The organism is Streptomyces sp. R44 (genome assembly GCF_041053105.1).
Taxonomy (GTDB): domain Bacteria; phylum Actinomycetota; class Actinomycetes; order Streptomycetales; family Streptomycetaceae; genus Streptomyces.
Map to the genome: position 1 here is coordinate 5,240,433 of NZ_CP163444.1, position 17,210 is coordinate 5,257,642.

The 17,210-nt window shown below is 73.2% G+C and carries 17 protein-coding genes and 1 riboswitch; of the genes, 9 read left to right on the plus strand and 8 right to left on the minus strand.

Annotated elements, in window-relative coordinates; all coding sequences use genetic code 11:
* Positions 1 to 129: 129 nt before the first annotated feature.
* The 3 genes from AB5J54_RS24510 to AB5J54_RS24520 all read left to right on the plus strand — a co-directional run bounded on the left by AB5J54_RS24510 (position 130) and on the right by AB5J54_RS24520 (position 2,813).
* Entirely contained in the window at positions 130 to 990 is an 861-nt protein-coding gene (locus tag AB5J54_RS24510; RefSeq protein ID WP_362653660.1) for a bifunctional methylenetetrahydrofolate dehydrogenase/methenyltetrahydrofolate cyclohydrolase, read from the plus strand.
* Position 991: 1 nt separating this feature from the next.
* The gene (locus AB5J54_RS24515; RefSeq protein ID WP_369146050.1) at positions 992 to 1,471 is read left to right on the plus strand and encodes a DUF3017 domain-containing protein; all 480 of its coding nucleotides are present in this window, start codon (positions 992 to 994) and stop codon (positions 1,469 to 1,471) included.
* A 352-nt stretch (positions 1,472 to 1,823) separates the two neighbouring features.
* Positions 1,824 to 2,813 carry a malate dehydrogenase gene (locus AB5J54_RS24520; protein ID WP_369146051.1) on the plus strand — a complete coding sequence of 330 codons (990 nt, stop codon included), beginning with the start codon at positions 1,824 to 1,826 and terminating at the stop codon, positions 2,811 to 2,813.
* A gap of 163 nt (positions 2,814 to 2,976) precedes the next feature.
* Here the strand turns inward: AB5J54_RS24520 and AB5J54_RS24525 are convergent, their stop codons facing one another.
* Positions 2,977 to 3,711, minus strand: coding sequence for an isocitrate lyase/phosphoenolpyruvate mutase family protein (locus tag AB5J54_RS24525; RefSeq protein WP_369146052.1), 735 nt, complete (start codon positions 3,709 to 3,711; stop codon positions 2,977 to 2,979).
* A complete protein-coding gene (locus AB5J54_RS24530) occupies positions 3,708 to 4,208 on the minus strand; it encodes a carboxymuconolactone decarboxylase family protein (protein WP_369146053.1) in 501 nt (166 codons plus the stop codon). Before AB5J54_RS24530 ends, AB5J54_RS24525 begins: the two co-directional genes overlap by 4 nt.
* Before the next feature lie 47 nt (positions 4,209 to 4,255).
* Between AB5J54_RS24530 and AB5J54_RS24535 the strand changes: the two genes are divergently transcribed.
* Positions 4,256 to 5,671: a PLP-dependent aminotransferase family protein gene (locus AB5J54_RS24535; protein WP_369146054.1), complete on the plus strand. Its 1,416-nt coding sequence runs from the start codon at positions 4,256 to 4,258 to the stop codon at positions 5,669 to 5,671.
* A gap of 4 nt (positions 5,672 to 5,675) precedes the next feature.
* Here AB5J54_RS24535 and AB5J54_RS24540 read toward each other — a convergent pair whose 3' ends face one another.
* Entirely contained in the window at positions 5,676 to 6,521 is an 846-nt protein-coding gene (locus AB5J54_RS24540; protein WP_369146055.1) for a hypothetical protein, read from the minus strand.
* 112 nt (positions 6,522 to 6,633) lie between these two features.
* Between AB5J54_RS24540 and AB5J54_RS24545 the strand changes: the two genes are divergently transcribed.
* Positions 6,634 to 6,933, plus strand: coding sequence for a hypothetical protein (locus tag AB5J54_RS24545; protein WP_369146056.1), 300 nt, complete (start codon positions 6,634 to 6,636; stop codon positions 6,931 to 6,933).
* Between the two features lie 15 nt (positions 6,934 to 6,948).
* The gene (locus AB5J54_RS24550) at positions 6,949 to 8,133 is read left to right on the plus strand and encodes a glutathionylspermidine synthase family protein (protein ID WP_369146057.1); all 1,185 of its coding nucleotides are present in this window, start codon (positions 6,949 to 6,951) and stop codon (positions 8,131 to 8,133) included.
* Here AB5J54_RS24550 and AB5J54_RS24555 read toward each other — a convergent pair.
* Both AB5J54_RS24555 and rocD read right to left on the minus strand, forming a co-directional pair.
* Complete coding sequence (locus tag AB5J54_RS24555) at positions 8,123 to 8,818, minus strand: polysaccharide deacetylase family protein (protein WP_369146058.1); 696 nt, start codon at positions 8,816 to 8,818, stop codon at positions 8,123 to 8,125. The two genes, AB5J54_RS24550 and AB5J54_RS24555, sit on opposite strands and share 11 nt — an antisense overlap.
* A gap of 79 nt (positions 8,819 to 8,897) precedes the next feature.
* Entirely contained in the window at positions 8,898 to 10,103 is a 1,206-nt protein-coding gene (rocD, locus tag AB5J54_RS24560; protein ID WP_369146059.1) for an ornithine--oxo-acid transaminase, read from the minus strand.
* A 123-nt stretch (positions 10,104 to 10,226) separates the two neighbouring features.
* A riboswitch (ZMP/ZTP riboswitch) is annotated at positions 10,227 to 10,317 on the plus strand.
* A gap of 64 nt (positions 10,318 to 10,381) precedes the next feature.
* Here rocD and glyA point away from each other — a divergent pair.
* Positions 10,382 to 11,650 (plus strand): serine hydroxymethyltransferase, encoded by a 1,269-nt coding sequence (glyA, locus tag AB5J54_RS24565; RefSeq protein WP_369146060.1) that lies wholly within the window; start codon positions 10,382 to 10,384, stop codon positions 11,648 to 11,650.
* 7 nt (positions 11,651 to 11,657) lie between these two features.
* Here the strand turns inward: glyA and AB5J54_RS24570 are convergent, their stop codons facing one another.
* A complete protein-coding gene (locus AB5J54_RS24570) occupies positions 11,658 to 12,746 on the minus strand; it encodes a serine hydrolase domain-containing protein (protein ID WP_369146061.1) in 1,089 nt (362 codons plus the stop codon).
* 102 nt (positions 12,747 to 12,848) lie between these two features.
* Here AB5J54_RS24570 and trpS point away from each other — a divergent pair, with 102 nt between their 5' ends.
* Together trpS and AB5J54_RS24580 are read left to right on the plus strand one after the other, a co-directional pair.
* Positions 12,849 to 13,862, plus strand: coding sequence for a tryptophan--tRNA ligase (gene trpS, locus AB5J54_RS24575; protein WP_369146062.1), 1,014 nt, complete (start codon positions 12,849 to 12,851; stop codon positions 13,860 to 13,862).
* A 95-nt stretch (positions 13,863 to 13,957) separates the two neighbouring features.
* Positions 13,958 to 14,548 (plus strand): 2'-5' RNA ligase family protein, encoded by a 591-nt coding sequence (locus tag AB5J54_RS24580; protein ID WP_369146063.1) that lies wholly within the window; start codon positions 13,958 to 13,960, stop codon positions 14,546 to 14,548.
* Positions 14,549 to 14,557: 9 nt separating this feature from the next.
* Here the strand turns inward: AB5J54_RS24580 and AB5J54_RS24585 are convergent, their stop codons facing one another.
* Positions 14,558 to 15,313, minus strand: coding sequence for a decaprenylphospho-beta-D-erythro-pentofuranosid-2-ulose 2-reductase (locus AB5J54_RS24585; protein ID WP_369146064.1), 756 nt, complete (start codon positions 15,311 to 15,313; stop codon positions 14,558 to 14,560).
* 16 nt (positions 15,314 to 15,329) lie between these two features.
* Positions 15,330 to 16,706 carry an FAD-binding protein gene (locus tag AB5J54_RS24590; protein ID WP_369146065.1) on the minus strand — a complete coding sequence of 459 codons (1,377 nt, stop codon included), beginning with the start codon at positions 16,704 to 16,706 and terminating at the stop codon, positions 15,330 to 15,332.
* Between the last annotated feature and the right edge of the window lie 504 nt (positions 16,707 to 17,210).

The following is a 17,210-nucleotide window of genomic DNA, read 5'->3' on the forward strand; positions in this document are numbered from 1 at the left end:
CGCAACGTCGACTTCTTGTCCAGTCGATACGTCGCGGAGTTGTGCAGATGCAACCCGTTGTTCCGCATCGCCGGCCCCCGCGCGAGAGCGAATTGGAACAAGGCGGGGGTCATCCGGGAGGATGTCTCCATGAGCGCCCAGATTCTCGATGGCAAGGCCACCGCAGCCGCGATCAAGTCCGATCTGACCGTCCGTGTGGCGGCCCTCAAGGAGAAGGGCATCACGCCCGGCCTGGGCACGGTCCTGGTCGGTGACGACCCGGCCAGCCAGAAGTACGTCGCCGGAAAGCACCGCGACTGCGCGGAGGTCGGCCTCGCCTCCATCCAGCGCACCCTGCCGGGCACCGCCACCCAGGAGGAGATCGAGGCGGTCGTACGGGAGCTCAACGAGGACCCGGCCTGCACCGGCTACATCGTCCAGCTGCCGCTGCCCAAGGGCATCGACGAGAACCGCATCCTGGAGCTGATGGACCCGGCCAAGGACGCGGACGGCCTGCACCCGACCAACCTCGGCCGGCTCGTCCTCAACGAGCCCGCCCCGCTGCCCTGCACGCCGAACGGCATCGTCACCCTGCTCCGCGCGCACGGCGTGGAGATCAACGGCGCCGAGGTCGTCGTCGTCGGCCGCGGTGTCACCATCGGGCGTCCGATGCCGCTCATCCTGACCCGCCGCTCCGAGAACGCCACCGTGACCCAGTGCCACACGGGCACCCGGGACCTCTCGGCCCACCTGCGCAACGCCGACATCATCGTCGCGGCCGCCGGCGTGCCGCACCTGATCAAGCCCGAGGACGTGAAGCCGGGCGCGGCCGTCCTCGACGTCGGCGTCTCCCGCAACGGCGAGGGCAAGATCGTCGGAGACGTGGACCCGGGCGTCGCCGAGGTGGCCGCCTGGATCTCCCCGAACCCCGGCGGCGTGGGCCCGATGACCCGCGCCCAGCTCCTCGTCAACGTCGTCGAGGCCGCCGAGCGCGCGGCCGCGGCGCTCTGACGTGAGCTCCGGGACCCCGGGGGCGCCCGAGAACCCGGACGGGGACGCGTCGCCGACCGAGGGAACCAAGCCCGTCACGGGCGGTTTCAAGCGGCCGAAGCCCACCCTCACCACCGACACCGCGCGCCCCGAGGGCGGCGGCCGGGCGGCCCCCGGCGACGCCCCGGCGCCCGCGCGCCAGTGGCCGCTGCTCACCGTCCTCGTGCTCGCCGGGCTCGGCCTGCTCGTGGTGGGCACGGACCCGTTCCCGCAGGCCTTCCGGGTGGGGGCGATCCTGGTCGGGGCCGCGCTCCTCACGGGGGCGGCGCTGCGCCGGGTGCTGCCGTCCGTCGGCATGCTGGCCGTCCGCTCCCGCTTCACGGACATGATCACGTACGGGGTGATGGGCGGCCTGATCGTGCTGCTCGCGCTCATGGTCCAGCCGGGGCCCTGGCTGAGGATCCCGTTCCTGGAGGACGTACTCCACCTCACGGTGACGTGACCGTCCGGCTCGTGAGCAACGGCGCCCGCCCTCTCCCCCGTGGGAGGGCGGGCGCCGTCACGATCAAGGGTCATGTACGTGCCAAGGTCGGTTCAAGCTCCGTCGGTGCGCTGTGGCACGGAAGTGACCATTCCGCTACGTCGCCCCCACGTCGGCCTCCGCCGCACGGCCCCGGAGGGCTCCCGGACGGGTGGCAGTGAGCCGGACCACAAGGGGGTGGGGATTCGAGGGGGCCCGGGTCGGATAGCCTGACCGCTGGATATCTCTTCATGTCGAGACACCGATCGATCAAGAGAGCTATCCCGCACCAGGGGCAGGGACCCCCACCGCCAGCTGTCTTACGGAGATCGCCATGACCCGCACTCCCGTGAATGTCACCGTGACCGGCGCGGCCGGCCAGATCGGCTACGCGCTGCTCTTCCGCATCGCCTCCGGCCACCTGCTCGGCGCGGACGTGCCGGTCAAGCTGCGCCTCCTCGAGATCCCGCAGGGCGTGAAGGCCGCCGAGGGCACCGCCATGGAGCTCGACGACTGCGCGTTCCCGCTGCTCAAGGGCATCGACATCTTCGACGACCCGAACAAGGGCTTCGAGGGCGCCAACATCGGCCTGCTCGTCGGCGCCCGCCCGCGCGGCCCGGGCATGGAGCGCGGCGACCTGCTCGCCGCCAACGGCGGCATCTTCAAGCCGCAGGGTGAGGCCATCGCCGCCCACGCCGCGGACGACATCAAGGTCCTCGTCGTCGGCAACCCGGCCAACACCAACGCCCTGATCGCCCAGTCCGCCGCCAAGGGCGTCCCGGCCGAGCGCTTCACCGCGATGACCCGCCTGGACCACAACCGCGCGCTGACGCAGCTGGCCAAGAAGACGGGCTCCTCCGTCACGGACATCAAGCGCCTCACCATCTGGGGCAACCACTCCGCGACCCAGTACCCGGACATCTTCCACGCGCAGGTCGCCGGCAAGAACGCCGCCGAGATCGTCAACGACGAGGCCTGGCTGGCCGAGGACTTCATCCCGACCGTCGCCAAGCGCGGCGCCGCGATCATCGACGCCCGTGGCGCGTCCTCCGCGGCCTCCGCCGCCAACGCCGCCATCGACCACGTCCACACCTGGGTCAACGGCACCGCCGAGGGCGACTGGACCTCCATGGGCGTCCCGTCCGACGGCTCCTACGGCGTCCCGGAGGGCCTCATCTCCTCCTTCCCGGTCACCTGCAAGGACGGCGCGTACGAGATCGTCCAGGGCCTGGAGATCAACGACTTCTCCCGCGCCCGCATCGACGCCTCCGTCAAGGAGCTCTCCGAGGAGCGCGACGCGGTTCGCGAGCTCGGCCTGATCTGAGGCTGAATCCAGCTTCACACTCCCGGCGTCCCCGGGCCGTACGACCGACCGTACGGCGCGGGGGCGCCGTTTTCCGCCGCCCGTTGTGGGCATGCGTTCCTCCCCCAGACTTCGTCCGGGAGGTGCCCCCAGGGCGGAACGATTGCCCACAACGGGGCGGTTCTCAGAGACGCCCCGTCTCCCGGAGTGTCGTCGTCAGGGACCGTACGGCCGTCAGCGTCCGTGTCAGGAGACCGTCCCCGAACGTGATGCGCGTCGCGCCGAGCCCGCCCAGTTCGGGGAAGGTCGGCCCGCCCGGGACGGACAGCGCGTTGACGGGCAGGTCGCCGAGCGCCGCGCGCAGGGCCGGCAGGTCGGACGGCGGCGCCGCGATCGGGTAGACGCAGTCCGCGCCGGCCGACGCGTAGAGCCGGGCCCGGGCGACCGCCTCCGCCAGGGGGTCCGGGGACCGGCGGATGTAGACGTCGATCCGCGCGTTGACGAAGAGCGAAGGGCCCGCCTCCGCCCGTACCGCCGCCAGCCACTCCGCCTGCGCCTCCGGGTCCTTCAGCGCCCGGTCGGGACCGCTGTCCTCCAGGTTGACGCCGACGGCACCGGACTCCCGTACCCGCTCGACCAGTTCCGCCGCCGGAAGGCCGTACCCGCCCTCCAGGTCCGCCGTGACGGGTACGGAGACCGAGCGGACGACGCGTGCCACCGCCGCGAACATCTCCGACGGCGGCGTCGCCCCGTCCTCGTACCCGAGCGAGGCCGCGATCCCCGCGCTCGGCGTGGCGAGCGCCGGATACCCGGCCGCCTCGAAGGCGCGGGCGCTGGCCGCGTCCCACGGGCCGGGCAGCACCAGCGGGTCGTCCGCGGACCGCTCCCGGTGGAGGGCCCGCAGCTCCGCGGCGGTCACGCCGGCTTCGGGGTGTAGTGGCCGGGCGTCATCCGGGTGGTGACGCCGATCCGGTTCCAGGCGTTGATCGTGACGATCGCGGCGACGACCCGGGCGAGTTCGGTCTCGTCGAAGTGCGCGGCGGCCCGCGCGTACACCTCGTCGGGCACGAAGCCGTCGGTGAGGACGGTGACGGCCTCGGTCAGCGCGAGCGCCGCGAGCTCCCGCTCGGTGTAGAAGTGCCGGGACTCCTCCCAGGCCGCGAGCTGCACGATCCGCTCGATGCTCTCGCCCTCCGCCAGCGCGTCCTTGCTGTGCATGTCGACGCAGAAGGCACAGCGGTTGATCTGCGAGGCCCGGAGCTTGATCAGGTGGTACAGGGTCGGGTCGACGTCCTTCGCGGCCGCCGTCTCGAGCCGGACCATCGCCCGGTAGAACTCGGGGAGGCGCTCGGGGAGGGACATCCGGGGCGCGTGCTCGTGCGCGTACACGGTCTGTTCTGTCTCTGCCGTCGTCATGCCGTCCACCGTACGGAGCCGATGGCTCAGCGGTATGGTCCATTTCCATGGCGAACGACTGGGCCACTTTCGGGGCCGACCTCCATCTGGAACTCCGCGGCACCCGGCTCCGCGCGGGCCTCATGGACGCCCTGCGGGAGGCGGTCCGCAGCGGCCGCCTGGAGGCGGGCACCCGGCTGCCGTCCTCCCGCTCGCTCGCCGCCGACCTCGGCATGGCCCGCAACACCGTCGCCGACGCGTACGCCGAGCTGGTCGCCGAGGGCTGGCTCACCGCCCGGCAGGGCTCCGGGACCCGCGTCGCCCGCCGGACCGCGCCGCGCGCGCCGGCGCCGTCCTCCCCGTCGCCGTCGGCCGGAGCGGGCCGGGGCAGGCCCGCCGCGCCCGCGCACAACCTTCAGTCCGGCACCCCCGACCTCGCCTCCTTCCCGCGCGCCGACTGGCTCAAGGCCTACCGTCGGGCGCTCACCGACGCCCCCAACGAGGCCTTCGGGTACGGCGATCCGCGCGGCAGGCCCGAACTGCGCGCCGCACTCGCCGAGTACCTCGCCCGTGCCCGCGGCGTGCACGCCCGGCCCGGGCGGATCGTGATCTGCGCGGGCTTCGTGCACGGCCTGACGCTGCTCGGCCAGGTGCTGCGGGCCCGCGGCGTGCGGGACGTGGCGGTCGAGTCGTACGGGCTCGGGCTCCACGAGGAGCTCCTCAGAAGCGCCGGACTCGGCACCCCCGTCCTGGGCTTCGACGAACGCGGCACGAGGACCGAGGAGTTGGCGGGGCTCGACGGGTGCGGGGCGGTCCTGATGACGGCCGCCCACCAGTACCCGCTGGGCGGCGCCCTGCCCCCGGACCGGCGGGCGGCGGTCGTCGACTGGGCGCGGGCCTCCGGCGGCCTCGTCCTGGAGGACGACTACGACGGGGAGTTCCGCTACGACCGGCAGCCCGTCGGAGCCCTGCAGGGCCTCGACCCCGAGCGCGTCGTCTACTTCGGCACCGCGAGCAAGTCCCTCGCGCCCGGCCTCCGCCTCGCCTGGATGGTCCTGCCGGAGCGCCTGGCGGAGGAGGTCGCGGCGGCGAAGGGGGCCGTGGACTGGTCGTCGAGCGCGCCGGACCAGCTGGCGTTCGCCGAGTTCCTGCGCTCGGGGGCGTACGACCGGCACGTACGGGCGATGCGGCTGCGCTACCGGCGGCGCCGCGACCAGCTGGTGGCGGCCGTCGCCGCGCACTCGCCGGAGACCCGGGTCAGCGGCATCGCGGCCGGTCTGCACGCCGTCCTGGCCCTGCCGCCCGGCACCGAGCAGGCCACCCTGCGGGCCGCCGCCTGGCGCGGCCTCGCCGTCCAGGGCGTCAACCAGTTCCGCCGTACCACCGTGCCGGCCACCCTCGACGGCCTGGTCGTCGGCTACGCCACGCCCCCCGACAGCGGCTGGCAGGGCGCCCTGCGGGCCTTGTGCGGGGTACTGCCCTGAGGGGTCAGGAGGGGGCGGTCGGCTCCGCGGCCGGTTCCGGCTCCGGGGCCGGTGCCTCGCCGAAGCGGGCCAGGGTCAGGGAGCCCGCCACCGCCACCGCGAAGCCGGCGATCGCCAGCCAGCCCAGTCCGTCCCGGGTGCTGTCCCCGAGCCAGATCACCCCGACGATCGCCGGGCCGATCGTTTCTCCCAGCACCGCGCCCGCCGTCGCCGTGGTCACCGAGCCGCGCTGGAACGCCGAGGTCAGCAGCAGGAACGCGGCCCCGCCGCCGACGAGGAGCGCGTACCAGACGGGATCCGTGAAGTCGATGCCCTCGATCAGCCGGACCGCCACCTCCACCACCCCGAAGCCGACCCCCGCCCCGAGACCGAGGACGAGCGCCCGGGACCGCACCGGCAGCCGCCCCGCCACCACGCCGAGCAGCAGGACCCCGAAGGAGATCCCGAGGAGCACCCAGTCCAGCGCCGCCGAGCCCTCCCGGTGCCCCTCCTTGCCCGAGGCGAAGGCCAGCATCGCGAGCCCCAGGCAGACCACGGCCACGGCCACCCACTCCACCCGGCTCAGCTGCACCCGCAGCACCCGGGACGCGATGACCGCCGTGACCGCCAGACTCGCGGCGAGGGCCGCGCCCACCACGTAGATGGGGAGCGTCCGCAGGGCCACGATCTGCAGCACGAAGCCCAGACCGTCCGCCCCCAGGCCGGCGAGATAGCGCCACTGCTGCAGGGCCCGCCACATCAGCGCGACGTCGACACCGCCGCCCGTCCCCGGCTCGGCGGCCCGCGCCGCCATCGCCTGGAGGACCGAGGCGGCACCGAAGCACACGGACGAGGCCAGCGCACAAATCATCCCGAGAAGCACAAAGCGACTCTAGGCCGTGAGGCCGGAAATCACCGGCCTACACTGTGCGGTCGCGAGGCGCGCGCGACGCGTTCGCGAGGGCGAAGGGGAGGCGACGGACATGCGCAGGCTGAGGTCGAGCACGGTGGTGCTCGGCGGGATGGGTGTGCTCGCGGCGACGATCACCGCGTGCGGTTCGGAGCCGGACAAGCGGTGCGTGGACCCGCTGACCCGGGAGGAGCTGCCGAGCTACGAGTGCCAGAGCGGCGGCGGCAGCAGCGACGACGACAACGGCTCCACCCACCGCGGCTCGTACTACTACGGCGGTTCCGTCCGCGACCGCAAGGTGAGCGGCGGCAGCTTCGACAAGACCGCCGTGGACACCGGCGGCTTCGGCTGCTCCGGCACCGGCGGCGGCTGAGGCGGGCCCGGCATCATGCAGCGCCACACCATCGAGCCCCGGCCCGGCTGGCAGGAGACGGTCGAGGAGCAGGGGCTCGTCTATCCGCTGACCCGCTACCCGGACGGTTCGCTGCGCCCGTACTGGGACGAGAGCGCGTACTACTCCTTCTCGCTGCCCGAGGTCGAGGCCCTGGAGGAGGTCGTCGAGGAGCTCCACGCGCTGTGCCTGGCGGCGGCCGCGCACATCGTCGAGGAGAACCGGTTCGCCGAGCTCGGGATCACCGACCCGAGGCTGGCGGGCCTGGTCGCCGAGTCCTGGCGGCGCCGTGCCGAACTGCCCTCCCTGTACGGCCGCTTCGACCTGCGTTACGACGGCACGGGGCCGGCCAAGATGCTGGAGTACAACGCCGACACCCCGACCTCCCTCGTGGAGGCCGCGAGCCCGCAGTGGTTCTGGATGGAGGAGCGGTTCCCCGGCGCCGACCAGTGGAACTCACTCCACGAGCGGCTCGTCGACGCCTGGAAGCGCCAGGCCCACCTGCTGCCGCCCGGCCCCCTCCACTTCGCCCACTCGGACGGCGACGAGCTCGGCGAGGACCTGATGACGGTCGCGTATCTGCGCGAGACCGCCCAGCAGGCCGGGCTGGACACCGAGGCGCTCTCCGTGGAGCGGATCGGCTGGGACCGGCTCTCGCGCCGCTTCGTCGACGACCGGCTCCGCTTCATCCGCAGCTGCTTCAAGCTCTACCCGTGGGAGTGGCTGACCACCGACCGCTTCGGCCGGCACGTCCTGGACACCCTCGACAACGGCGGCGGCACCGGCACCACCTGCTGGATCGAACCGGCCTGGAAGATGCTGCTCTCCAACAAGGCGCTCCTCGCGATCCTGTGGGAGCTGAACCCGGGCCACCCGAACCTGCTGCCCGCCTACCTCGACGGGCCGCGCGAACTCGCCGCCACCACCGGCTGGGTCGCCAAGCCGCTGCTCGGCCGCGAGGGCGCGGGCGTGACCCTGCACGAGGCCGGTACGGAGCCCTTGGTACAGGACGGGGAGGCCTGCTGCTACCAGGAGCTGGCCCCGCTGCCCGACTTCGACGGCAACCGGGTGGTGCTCGGCGCGTGGGTCGTCGAGGACGAGGCGGCGGGGCTCGGCATCCGGGAGTCGGCGGGGCTCGTCACCGACGAGTACGCCCGCTTCCTCCCGCACGTCATTCTGTGACGTAGTCCCGCAGCGGCGCCGGCTTCAGACCGGCCGCCTCCGCCGCGTCCAGGGCCCGCTCCAGGTCCTGCGTCACCGTCTCGTTGAAGTGCAGCAGGATGATGTCGCCGGCCTTGAGCCGCGGGGTCGGCGGGGTCCACCCGCCCCAGGTCGTGAGGTCGTACGTCCACGTGACCAGCGCCTTCGCCCCGCACTCCCGCGCGGTGGTCCGGGTCGTCCCGTCGTACGTGCCGTACGGCGGGCGCAGCAGCCGCGGGCCGTCGCCGAACTGCGCGAGGTGCTGGTCGCGGGCCCCGCACACCTCCGCCTTCTGGCCCGCCGCGTCGAGGGTGGTCAGGTCCGGGTGGCCGACGGTGTGGTTCTCGACGCGGGAGCGGCCCTGGTCGAGCAGGGTGTGGAAGTAGCCGGAGTCGTAGGAGTACGCGCCGGGGAGCAGGAAGAGCGAGGCGGGCACCCGGCGGTCGAGCAGCAGCCGCGCGGCGGCGGGGTCGTGGTACCAGCCGTCGTCGAGGGTGATGAAGACGACCGGGTCGGTGGTCTCCACGTGGGAGACCACCGGGACGGGCTCGGGCCAGGCCGCCTCCGGGGCGGCGTGCGCGGGTCCGGCGACCGCGCCGAGGAGCGCGAGCGGGACGAGGGCGGCGAGCGCGGCACGCAGGGCGTGACGCAGACGGAGTCTCGGCATGGCGGCATCATTGGCCTAGACCAAGTCCGGTGTCAATGCGCCGAGTCGGCCACCCGCCACCCCCTGGAAGCGGACCCCGTCAGTCCGACAGAACCCCCCTCAACTGCTCCAGACCCCAGTCCAGGTCCTCCTTCGAGATGACCAGCGGCGGAGCGATCCGGATCGTCGAACCGTGCGTGTCCTTCACCAGGACCCCACGCTCCATCAGCCGCTCCGAGATCTGCCGGCCCGTCCCCTTCGAGGGCACGATGTCGACGCCCGCCCAGAGCCCGCGACCGCGCACGGCCTCCACCGCACCGCCGCCCACGAGCAGCCCCAGCTCCGCGTGGAGGTGCTCGCCCAGCTCCGCCGCCCGCTCCTGGAACTCGCCCGTCCGCAGCATCGCGATCACCTCCAGGGCCACCGCGCACGCCAGCGGGTTCCCGCCGAACGTCGACCCGTGCTCACCCGGCCGGAACACCCCGAGCACCTCGCGGTCGGCCACCACCGCCGACACCGGCACCACGCCGCCGCCCAGCGCCTTCCCCAGGATGTACACGTCCGGCACCACCCCCTCGTGCTCGCACGCGAACGTCCGCCCCGTCCGGCCCAGACCCGACTGGATCTCGTCCGCCATGAACAGCACGTTCCGCCGACGCGTCAGCTCCCGCACCCCCGCCAGGTAACCGGCCGGCGGGACCAGGACCCCCGCCTCGCCCTGGATCGGCTCGATCAGCACGGCCACCGTGTGCGCCGTGACCGCCGCCTCCATCGCCGTCAGATCCCCGTACGGCACGATCTCGAACCCCGGCGTGTACGGCCCGTAGTGGTCGCGCGCCTCGTGGTCCGTCGAGAAGCTCACGATCGTCGTCGTCCGGCCGTGGAAGTTGTTCGCCGCCACCACGATCTTCGCGTGCCCGTCCGGCACGCCCTTCACCTCGTACCCCCACTTCCGGGCGGTCTTCACGGCCGTCTCGACCGCCTCCGCCCCCGTGTTCATCGGCAGCACCGCCTCCTTGCCGCACAGCTCCGCCAGCTGCGTACAGAAGTCGGCGAACCGGTCGTGGTGGAAGGCGCGCGAGGTCAGCGTCACCCGCTCCAGCTGCGCCTTCGCCGCGTCGATCAGACGCCGGTTGCCGTGCCCGAAGTTGAGCGCCGAGTACCCGGCGAGCATGTCGAGATAGCGACGGCCCTCGACATCGGTCATCCAGGCGCCGTCCGCCGAGGCGACGACGACCGGAAGGGGGTGGTAGTTGTGAGCGCTGTGCGCGTCCGCGGAAGCGATCGCGTCTTCTGTCCTCGACACGGGATCTCCGTTCGTCCTGCGGCTCGGGGGGTGGCTCGTCCCCAGGGGGCTGTGGCCCCTTTCTTATCGTCGCTCGGATGCCGGACAGGGAAACCTCGGCGACGGCGCGCCAGCTACCCTGGAAACACGCACGGCGACTGGCGTACGGGGAAGCGACCCCGGGGGAGCCGTGCGCGCTCCACCACACGAGGTGCCGCTCGCCTGGGCATCACGGGCCCCCGGTCCCGTGCGCACCTCCGCCCCGGGACCGTTCCGCCGAACGCCCGGAGGACACCGCCATGACCACCCCGCAGCAGCACCCCGCGCTCGCCGCCGCCGACCCCGAGCTCGCCGCCCTCGTCGGCGCCGAGGAACGGCTCCAGGCCGAGACCCTGCGCCTCATCCCCAGCGAGAACTACGTCTCCGCCGCCGTCCTCGAAGCCTCCGGCACCGTCCTCCAGAACAAGTACAGCGAGGGCTACCCCGGCCGCCGCTACTACGAGGGCCAGCAGAACATCGACCAGGTCGAGACCCTCGCCGTCGAGCGCGCCAAGGCCCTCTTCGGCGTCGACCACGCCAACGTCCAGCCCTACTCCGGCTCCCCGGCCAACCTCGCCGTCTACCTCGCCTTCGCGAAGCCCGGCGACACCGTCATGGGCATGGCCCTGCCCATGGGCGGCCACCTCACCCACGGCTGGGGCGTCTCCGCCACCGGCACCTGGTTCCGCGGCGTCCAGTACGGCGTCCGCCAAGACACGGGCCTCATCGACTTCGACCAGGTCCGCGAGCTCGCCCTCAAGGAGCGGCCGAAGGTCATCTTCTGCGGCGGCACCGCGCTGCCCCGCACCATCGACTTCGGCGCCTTCGGTGAGATCGCCCGCGAGTCCGGCGCCGTCCTCGTCGCCGACGTCGCCCACATCGCCGGCCTGATCGCGGGCGGTGCCCACCCGTCCCCCGTCGGGCACGTCGACGTCATCTCCACGACCACCCACAAGACCCTCCGCGGCCCGCGCGGCGCCATGCTCATGTCCACCGAGGAGCACGCCAGGGCCCTCGACAAGGCCGTCTTCCCCGGCCTCCAGGGCGGCCCCCACAACCAGACCACCGCCGCCATCGCCGTCGCCCTCCGCGAGGCCTCCCAGCCCTCCTTCCGCGACTACGCCCACGCCGTCGTCGCCAACGCCCGGGCCCTCGCCGAGGCGCTCCTCGCCCGCGGCTTCGACCTGGTCTCCGGCGGCACCGACAACCATCTGATCCTGATCGACCTCACCCCCAAGCAGGTCCCGGGCAAGATCGCCGCGAAGGCCCTCGACCGGGCCGGCATCGTCGTCAACTACAACACCGTCCCCTACGACCCGCGGAAGCCCTTCGACCCCTCCGGCATCCGCATCGGCACGCCCTCCCTCACCTCCCGCGGCCTCACCGCGGACCACATGGACCAGGTCGCCGAGTGGATCGACCGCGCCGTCACCGCCGCCGGCACGGGCGACGAGGACACCCTCGCCGCCGTCCGCGCGGAGGTCGCCGACCTGATGGCCGCCCACCCGGCCCCGGGCCTGCCGGTCTGACCGGCCGCTAACCGGCCACGGCCCCGCGGATCAGGGCCGCCAGGTCCTGGGCGTGGGTGTCGTCCGCGCTCGCGCTCAGGCGGCTGCGGGTGAACGCGAACGACAGCTCGCGTCCGGGATCGGCGAAGGCGATGCTGCCGCCGCTGCCGTTGTGGCCGAACGCGGTGGGCTCGCCGCCCGTCTCGGGCAGGCCGAGGAAGTAGCCGAGCCCCTTGGGGACCGGCGCGCCCAGGATCCGGTCCGGCTCGCGGGTCCGGAGCTCGTACAGCAGCGGCAGCCGCTCGGCCGGGACCAGCCGGACGCCGTCGACCTCGCCGATCAGCGCCGCGTACATCCGGGCCGCGGCGTGCGCCGTGAGGGTCGCGGCGGCCGGTGCGTCGGCGCGCAGGTAGTCGGGGCGGTTGGCGAGCCGGGCGCAGGGCCACACGCCGGGGTTCGGCACGGCCAGGAGGAACGGCGCGTCCTCCGGGATCGCGGCGAGCTTCTCCTCCCAGCTGCCCGCCACCAGCGGGACCACCCGGTCCGCGTGCGCGTCGGGTGTCCCGTAGAAGAGCGAGTCCGCGATGCCCAGCGGCTCGGTGACGTACGTGCGCAGCGCCTCGGCGACGGGGAGTCCCGTGGCGCGGCGCACGGTCTCGCCGAGGACCCAGCCGAAGGTCCAGCCGTGGTAGCCGGTGGCGGCGCCCGGCTCCCACAACGGCTCCTGCGCGGCGATCAGCGCGCACATGTGGTCCCAGTCGCACAGCTCCTCCGGCGTGATCGCCGGCGGCAGCTGCGGCACGCCCGTGCGGTGGGTCAGCGCGTCGCGGACGGTGGCGCGGTCCTTGCCGTGGGCGCCGAACTCCGGCCAGAGGGCGCTGAGCGGGGTGTCGTAGTCGAGCAGTCCGCGCGCGACGAGGACGTGGACCAGCGTCGCCGTGACGCCCTTGCCGGTGGAGAAGCTGTGCAACAGGGAGGCGGCGTCCACCCCCTCGCCCGCGTACGCGTCGACGATCAGCTCCCCGTGCCGGTACGCCGCCACCTGCACCGCCGATTCCCGGCCCGAGTCGACCAGCCTCCGGACGACGTCCTCGACCCGTGCCTGTACGTCTGCCATCGGTTCCCCCTCCGAATGCTTCGAGCACGAGGTGTGTTTCTCGTCTCACGGGGCACGATGCCACGTCCGGTTCCGGGGGTCGCACCTGAGAGAATGATGAACATGGCCTCTGACAGTCCCCGTGTGCTCTCCGGAATCCAGCCCACCGCAGGCTCGTTCCACCTCGGCAACTACCTCGGCGCCGTCCGCCAGTGGGTCGCCCTGCAGGAGTCGCACGACGCCTTCTACATGGTCGTCGACCTGCACGCGATCACGGTCCCGCAGGACCCCGCCGAGCTGCGCGCCAACACCCGGCTCGCCGCCGCCCAGCTGCTCGCCGCCGGGCTCGACCCCGAGCGCTGCACCCTCTTCATCCAGAGCCACGTCCCCGAGCACGCCCAGCTCGGCTGGGTCATGAACTGCCTCACCGGCTTCGGCGAGGCCTCCCGCATGACCCAGTTCAAGGACAAGTCCGCCAAGCAGGGCGCCGACCGCGCCACCGTCGGCCTCTTCACGTACCCGATCCTCCAGGTCGCGGACATCCTGCTCTACCAGGCCCACGAGGTCCCGGTCGGCGAGGACCAGCGCCAGCACATCGAGCTGACCCGCGACCTCGCGGAGCGCTTCAACGGCCGCTTCGGCGAGACGTTCACGATCCCGAAGCCGTACATCCTCAAGGAGACGGCGAAGATCTTCGACCTCCAGGACCCGACGATCAAGATGAGCAAGTCGGCGTCCTCGCCGAAGGGTCTGATCAACCTCCTGGACGACCCGAAGGCCACCGCCAAGAAGGTCAAGAGCGCCGTCACCGACACCGACACGGTGATCCGCTTCGACCCGGAGAACAAGGCCGGCGTCTCCAACCTGCTCACCATCATGTCCACGCTCACCGACACGTCCGTCGAGGACCTGGAGAAGAGCTACGAGGGCAAGATGTACGGCGCGCTGAAGACGGATCTCGCCGAGGTCATGGTGGACTTCGTCACGCCGTTCCGGGCCCGCACGCAGGAATACCTGGACGACCCGGAGACGCTGGACTCGGTCCTGGCCAAGGGAGCGGAGAAGGCCCGCGCGGTCGCCGCCGAGACGCTGGCGCAGACGTACGAGCGCATGGGCTTCCTGCCCGCCAAGCACTGAGTCCTGGGACCCTGGCCGAAAGGGTGGTGCAGGCCGCACACTGGCGGCTGCACCACCACACAACGACTCGACGACGGACGACGGAGGAGAACGACGTGGGGACCGTAACGCTCGGCGTTTCGATCGCGGTCCCGGAGCCCTACGGCAGCCTGCTCCAGGAGCGGCGCGCCGGCTTCGGGGACCCTGCCGCGTACGGCATCCCCACGCACGTCACGCTGGTCCCGCCGACCGAGGTGCCCGAGGAGCGGCTGCCGGAGATCGAGGCGCACCTCGCGGGTGTCGCCGCCGACCACCAGCCGTTCCCCGTGCGCCTGGAAGGCACCGGCACCTTCCGTCCGCTCTCCCCGGTCGTCTTCGTGAAGCTGGCGGAGGGCGTGCCCCTCTGCAACGCCCTCCAGCACCGGATCCGCGACGAGGCCGGCCCCCTCGCGCGCGAGCTGCAGTTCCCGTACCACCCGCACGTCACCGTGGCGCACGGCATCTCCGAGGAGGGGATGGACCGGGCGTTCGAGGAGCTCGCCGGGTACGAGGCGGCCTGGACCTGCCGCTCCTTCGCGCTGTACGAGCAGGGCCCGGACGGGGTCTGGCGGAAGCTGTACGACTACGAGTTCGGCAGCGGCCGCCCGATCGCCGCGGTCCCCGCGCAGGGCGGCAGCCCGGTGGACACCCCGGCGCCCACCGCCTAGCCGGCCAGATCACACCGGAAGGCGGCGGAACAGCGGCCTCGGCACGTGCCGTACCGCCGCCATCACCATCCGCAGCGCCCCCGGCACCCACACCGTCTCCGAGCGGCGCCGCAGCCCCAGCTCGATCGCGCCCGCGACCGCCTCCGGGGTCGTCGCGAGCGGCGCCTCCGCGAGCCCGGCGGTCATCTTCGAGCGCACGAACCCGGGCCGTACGACCATGACGTGCACGCCCGTGCCGTGCAGCGCGTCCCCGAGGCCCTGGGCGAAGGCGTCGAGGCCCGCCTTCGACGAGCCGTAGATGAAGTTGGCGCGGCGGGCCCGTTCGCCCGCCACCGACGACAGCACCACCAGCGAGCCGTGCCCCTGCGCCTGGAGCGCGCCCGCGCACACCAGTCCGGCCGAGACGGCGCCCGTGTAGTTGGTCTGCGCGACCCGGACGGCGGCGACCGGGTCGGACTCGTCGCGGGCCTGGTCGCCGAGGACGCCGAAGGCGAGCAGCACCATGTCGATGTCCCCCTCGGTGAAGATCTTCCCGAGCCGCTCCTCGTGCGACTCGGTGTCGAGCGCGTCGAACGGCACCGTGCGCACGTCCGCGCCGAGCGCGCGCAGCGAGTCGGCGGCGGCCGTGAGCGCGGGGGAGGGGCGGCCGGCCAGCCAGACCGTACGGGTGCGGCGCGCGATCAGCCGGCGGGCGGTGGCGAGCCCGATCTCGGAGGTGCCGCCGAGGACGAGCAGGGACTGCGGGGCACCGAAGGCGTCCTTCACGGGAACTCCTGGAGATCTAGAGACGGAGACGGCGGGCCAGGTCCGAGGTGAGGACCGACCGGGGGTCGAGCGCGGCGCGCAGCGCCCGGAACTCGTCGAGCCGGGGGTACATCGCGGCCAGGGTCTCCGGCCGGACCCGGGAGTCCTTGGCGAGGTAGACCCGGCCGCCGGCACCGACGACCTCCTCGTCGAGCGCGTCGAGGAAGCGGCCGAGCCCGGGGAGGCCGGTGGGGAGGTCGAGGGCGAGGGTCCAGCCGGGAAGGGGGAACGACAACCAGCCGGGATCGCCCGCGCCGAACCGTTTCAGGACGGCGAGGAACGAGGGGCAGCCCCGGTCCGCGATCCGCCGCACGATCCGGCGGAGGGTGTCCTCCTGCCCGTACGGGACGACGAACTGGTACTGGACGAAGCCGCCGGGCCCGTAGATCCGGTTCCAGTGCGGGACGCCGTCGAGGGGGTGGAAGAAGGCCGGAAGCGACTGGAGGCTGCCGGTCGCGGCGCGGGGGGCCCTGCGGTACCAGAGCTCGTTGAAGAGCCCGACGGTGGTGCGGCCGAGGAGCCCGCCGGGGACGTACGGCGGCGGGGCGGGCAGCCGGCCCGGCCGGAAGGCGAGCGGATCGCGGCGGGCCCGGTGGCGGCGGGGGAGTGCGTCGTACGGGGCGTGGTCGCCGCGCGTCAGGACGGCCCGGCCGGTGGCGGCGCCGCGGGCGAGCAGGTCGATCCAGGCGACGGAGTAGCGGTACGCGTGGTCGGTGGCCGTGAGCCGGGCCATCAGCTCGTCGAGGTCCGGGACGCGCTCGGTGTCCACGCGCATGAGGGAGGTCTCGACGGGGAGCAGCCGCAGGGTGGCGGAGAGGATCACCCCGGTCAGGCCCATGCCGCCGGTGGTGGCGTCGAAGAGCGGTGTCCCGGGGAGCACGGTCCTGATCTCGCCGTCGGCGGTGAGGAGTTCGAGCGCGGTCACATGGCGGCCGAAGGAACCCGAGACGTGGTGGTTCTTGCCGTGGATGTCGGCGCCGATCGCGCCGCCGACGGTCACGTACCGGGTGCCGGGGGTGACCGGGACGAACCAGCCGAGCGGCAGCAGGGCCGCCATCAGCCGGTGCAGGCTGACGCCGGCCTCGCAGACGACGAGCCCGGCGGTGGTGTCGACGGCGAGGATCCGGTCGAGACCGGTCATGTCGAGGACGGTGCCGCCGGCGTTCTGCGCGGCGTCGCCGTACGCACGGCCGAGGCCGCGTGCGACGGCCCCGCGGCGCCCACAGGCCCGGAGGGCCTCCGCGACCTCGGCGTGCCCGCGGGGCCGCTGCACGCGCGCGAGGGTGGGGGCGGTGCGGCCCCAGCCGGTGATCGCTTCGCAGTCGTCGTCCAGGACGTGGGTCTCGACAGCCATGAGGGTGACCGTATAGCCGTGCTTGTGCCTTATGCCGGTATTGCATGCCGGTTCGTCGAAATGGGTGATTAAAGGAGTGTCAGGAAAGAGACCTCGTGCCCTCGCCCGCGGCCCGAGCGAGAGTCACGTAGACCGACTCGAACGGCGAGGCCCGACAGGGGGCAACACGGATGCGCGACGCACAACGGGCCGAAGCGGAACGGCCGGGCGGGGCCGCGCCCGGCCGCGCGGACGACGTGGGCCCGGCCGCAGCCCCGGCCGGTCCCACCACCGGGCGCCCGGACACGCCGCCGCCGGCCCCGACGGGACGGCCCGACGAGCCCGACGCCCCGGCGGTGCCGCCCGTTCCTAGGGGCGACGCCCCGGCCGTGTCACCGGCCTCTACGGGCGACGTCCCGGCCGCGCCGCCCGCCCCTACGAGCGACGTCCCGGCCGGGCCGTCCGCCGGACCGCTCGCCGAAGCGTCCGCCCCCGCAGACGACGCCCCGGCCGCGCCGCCCGGCG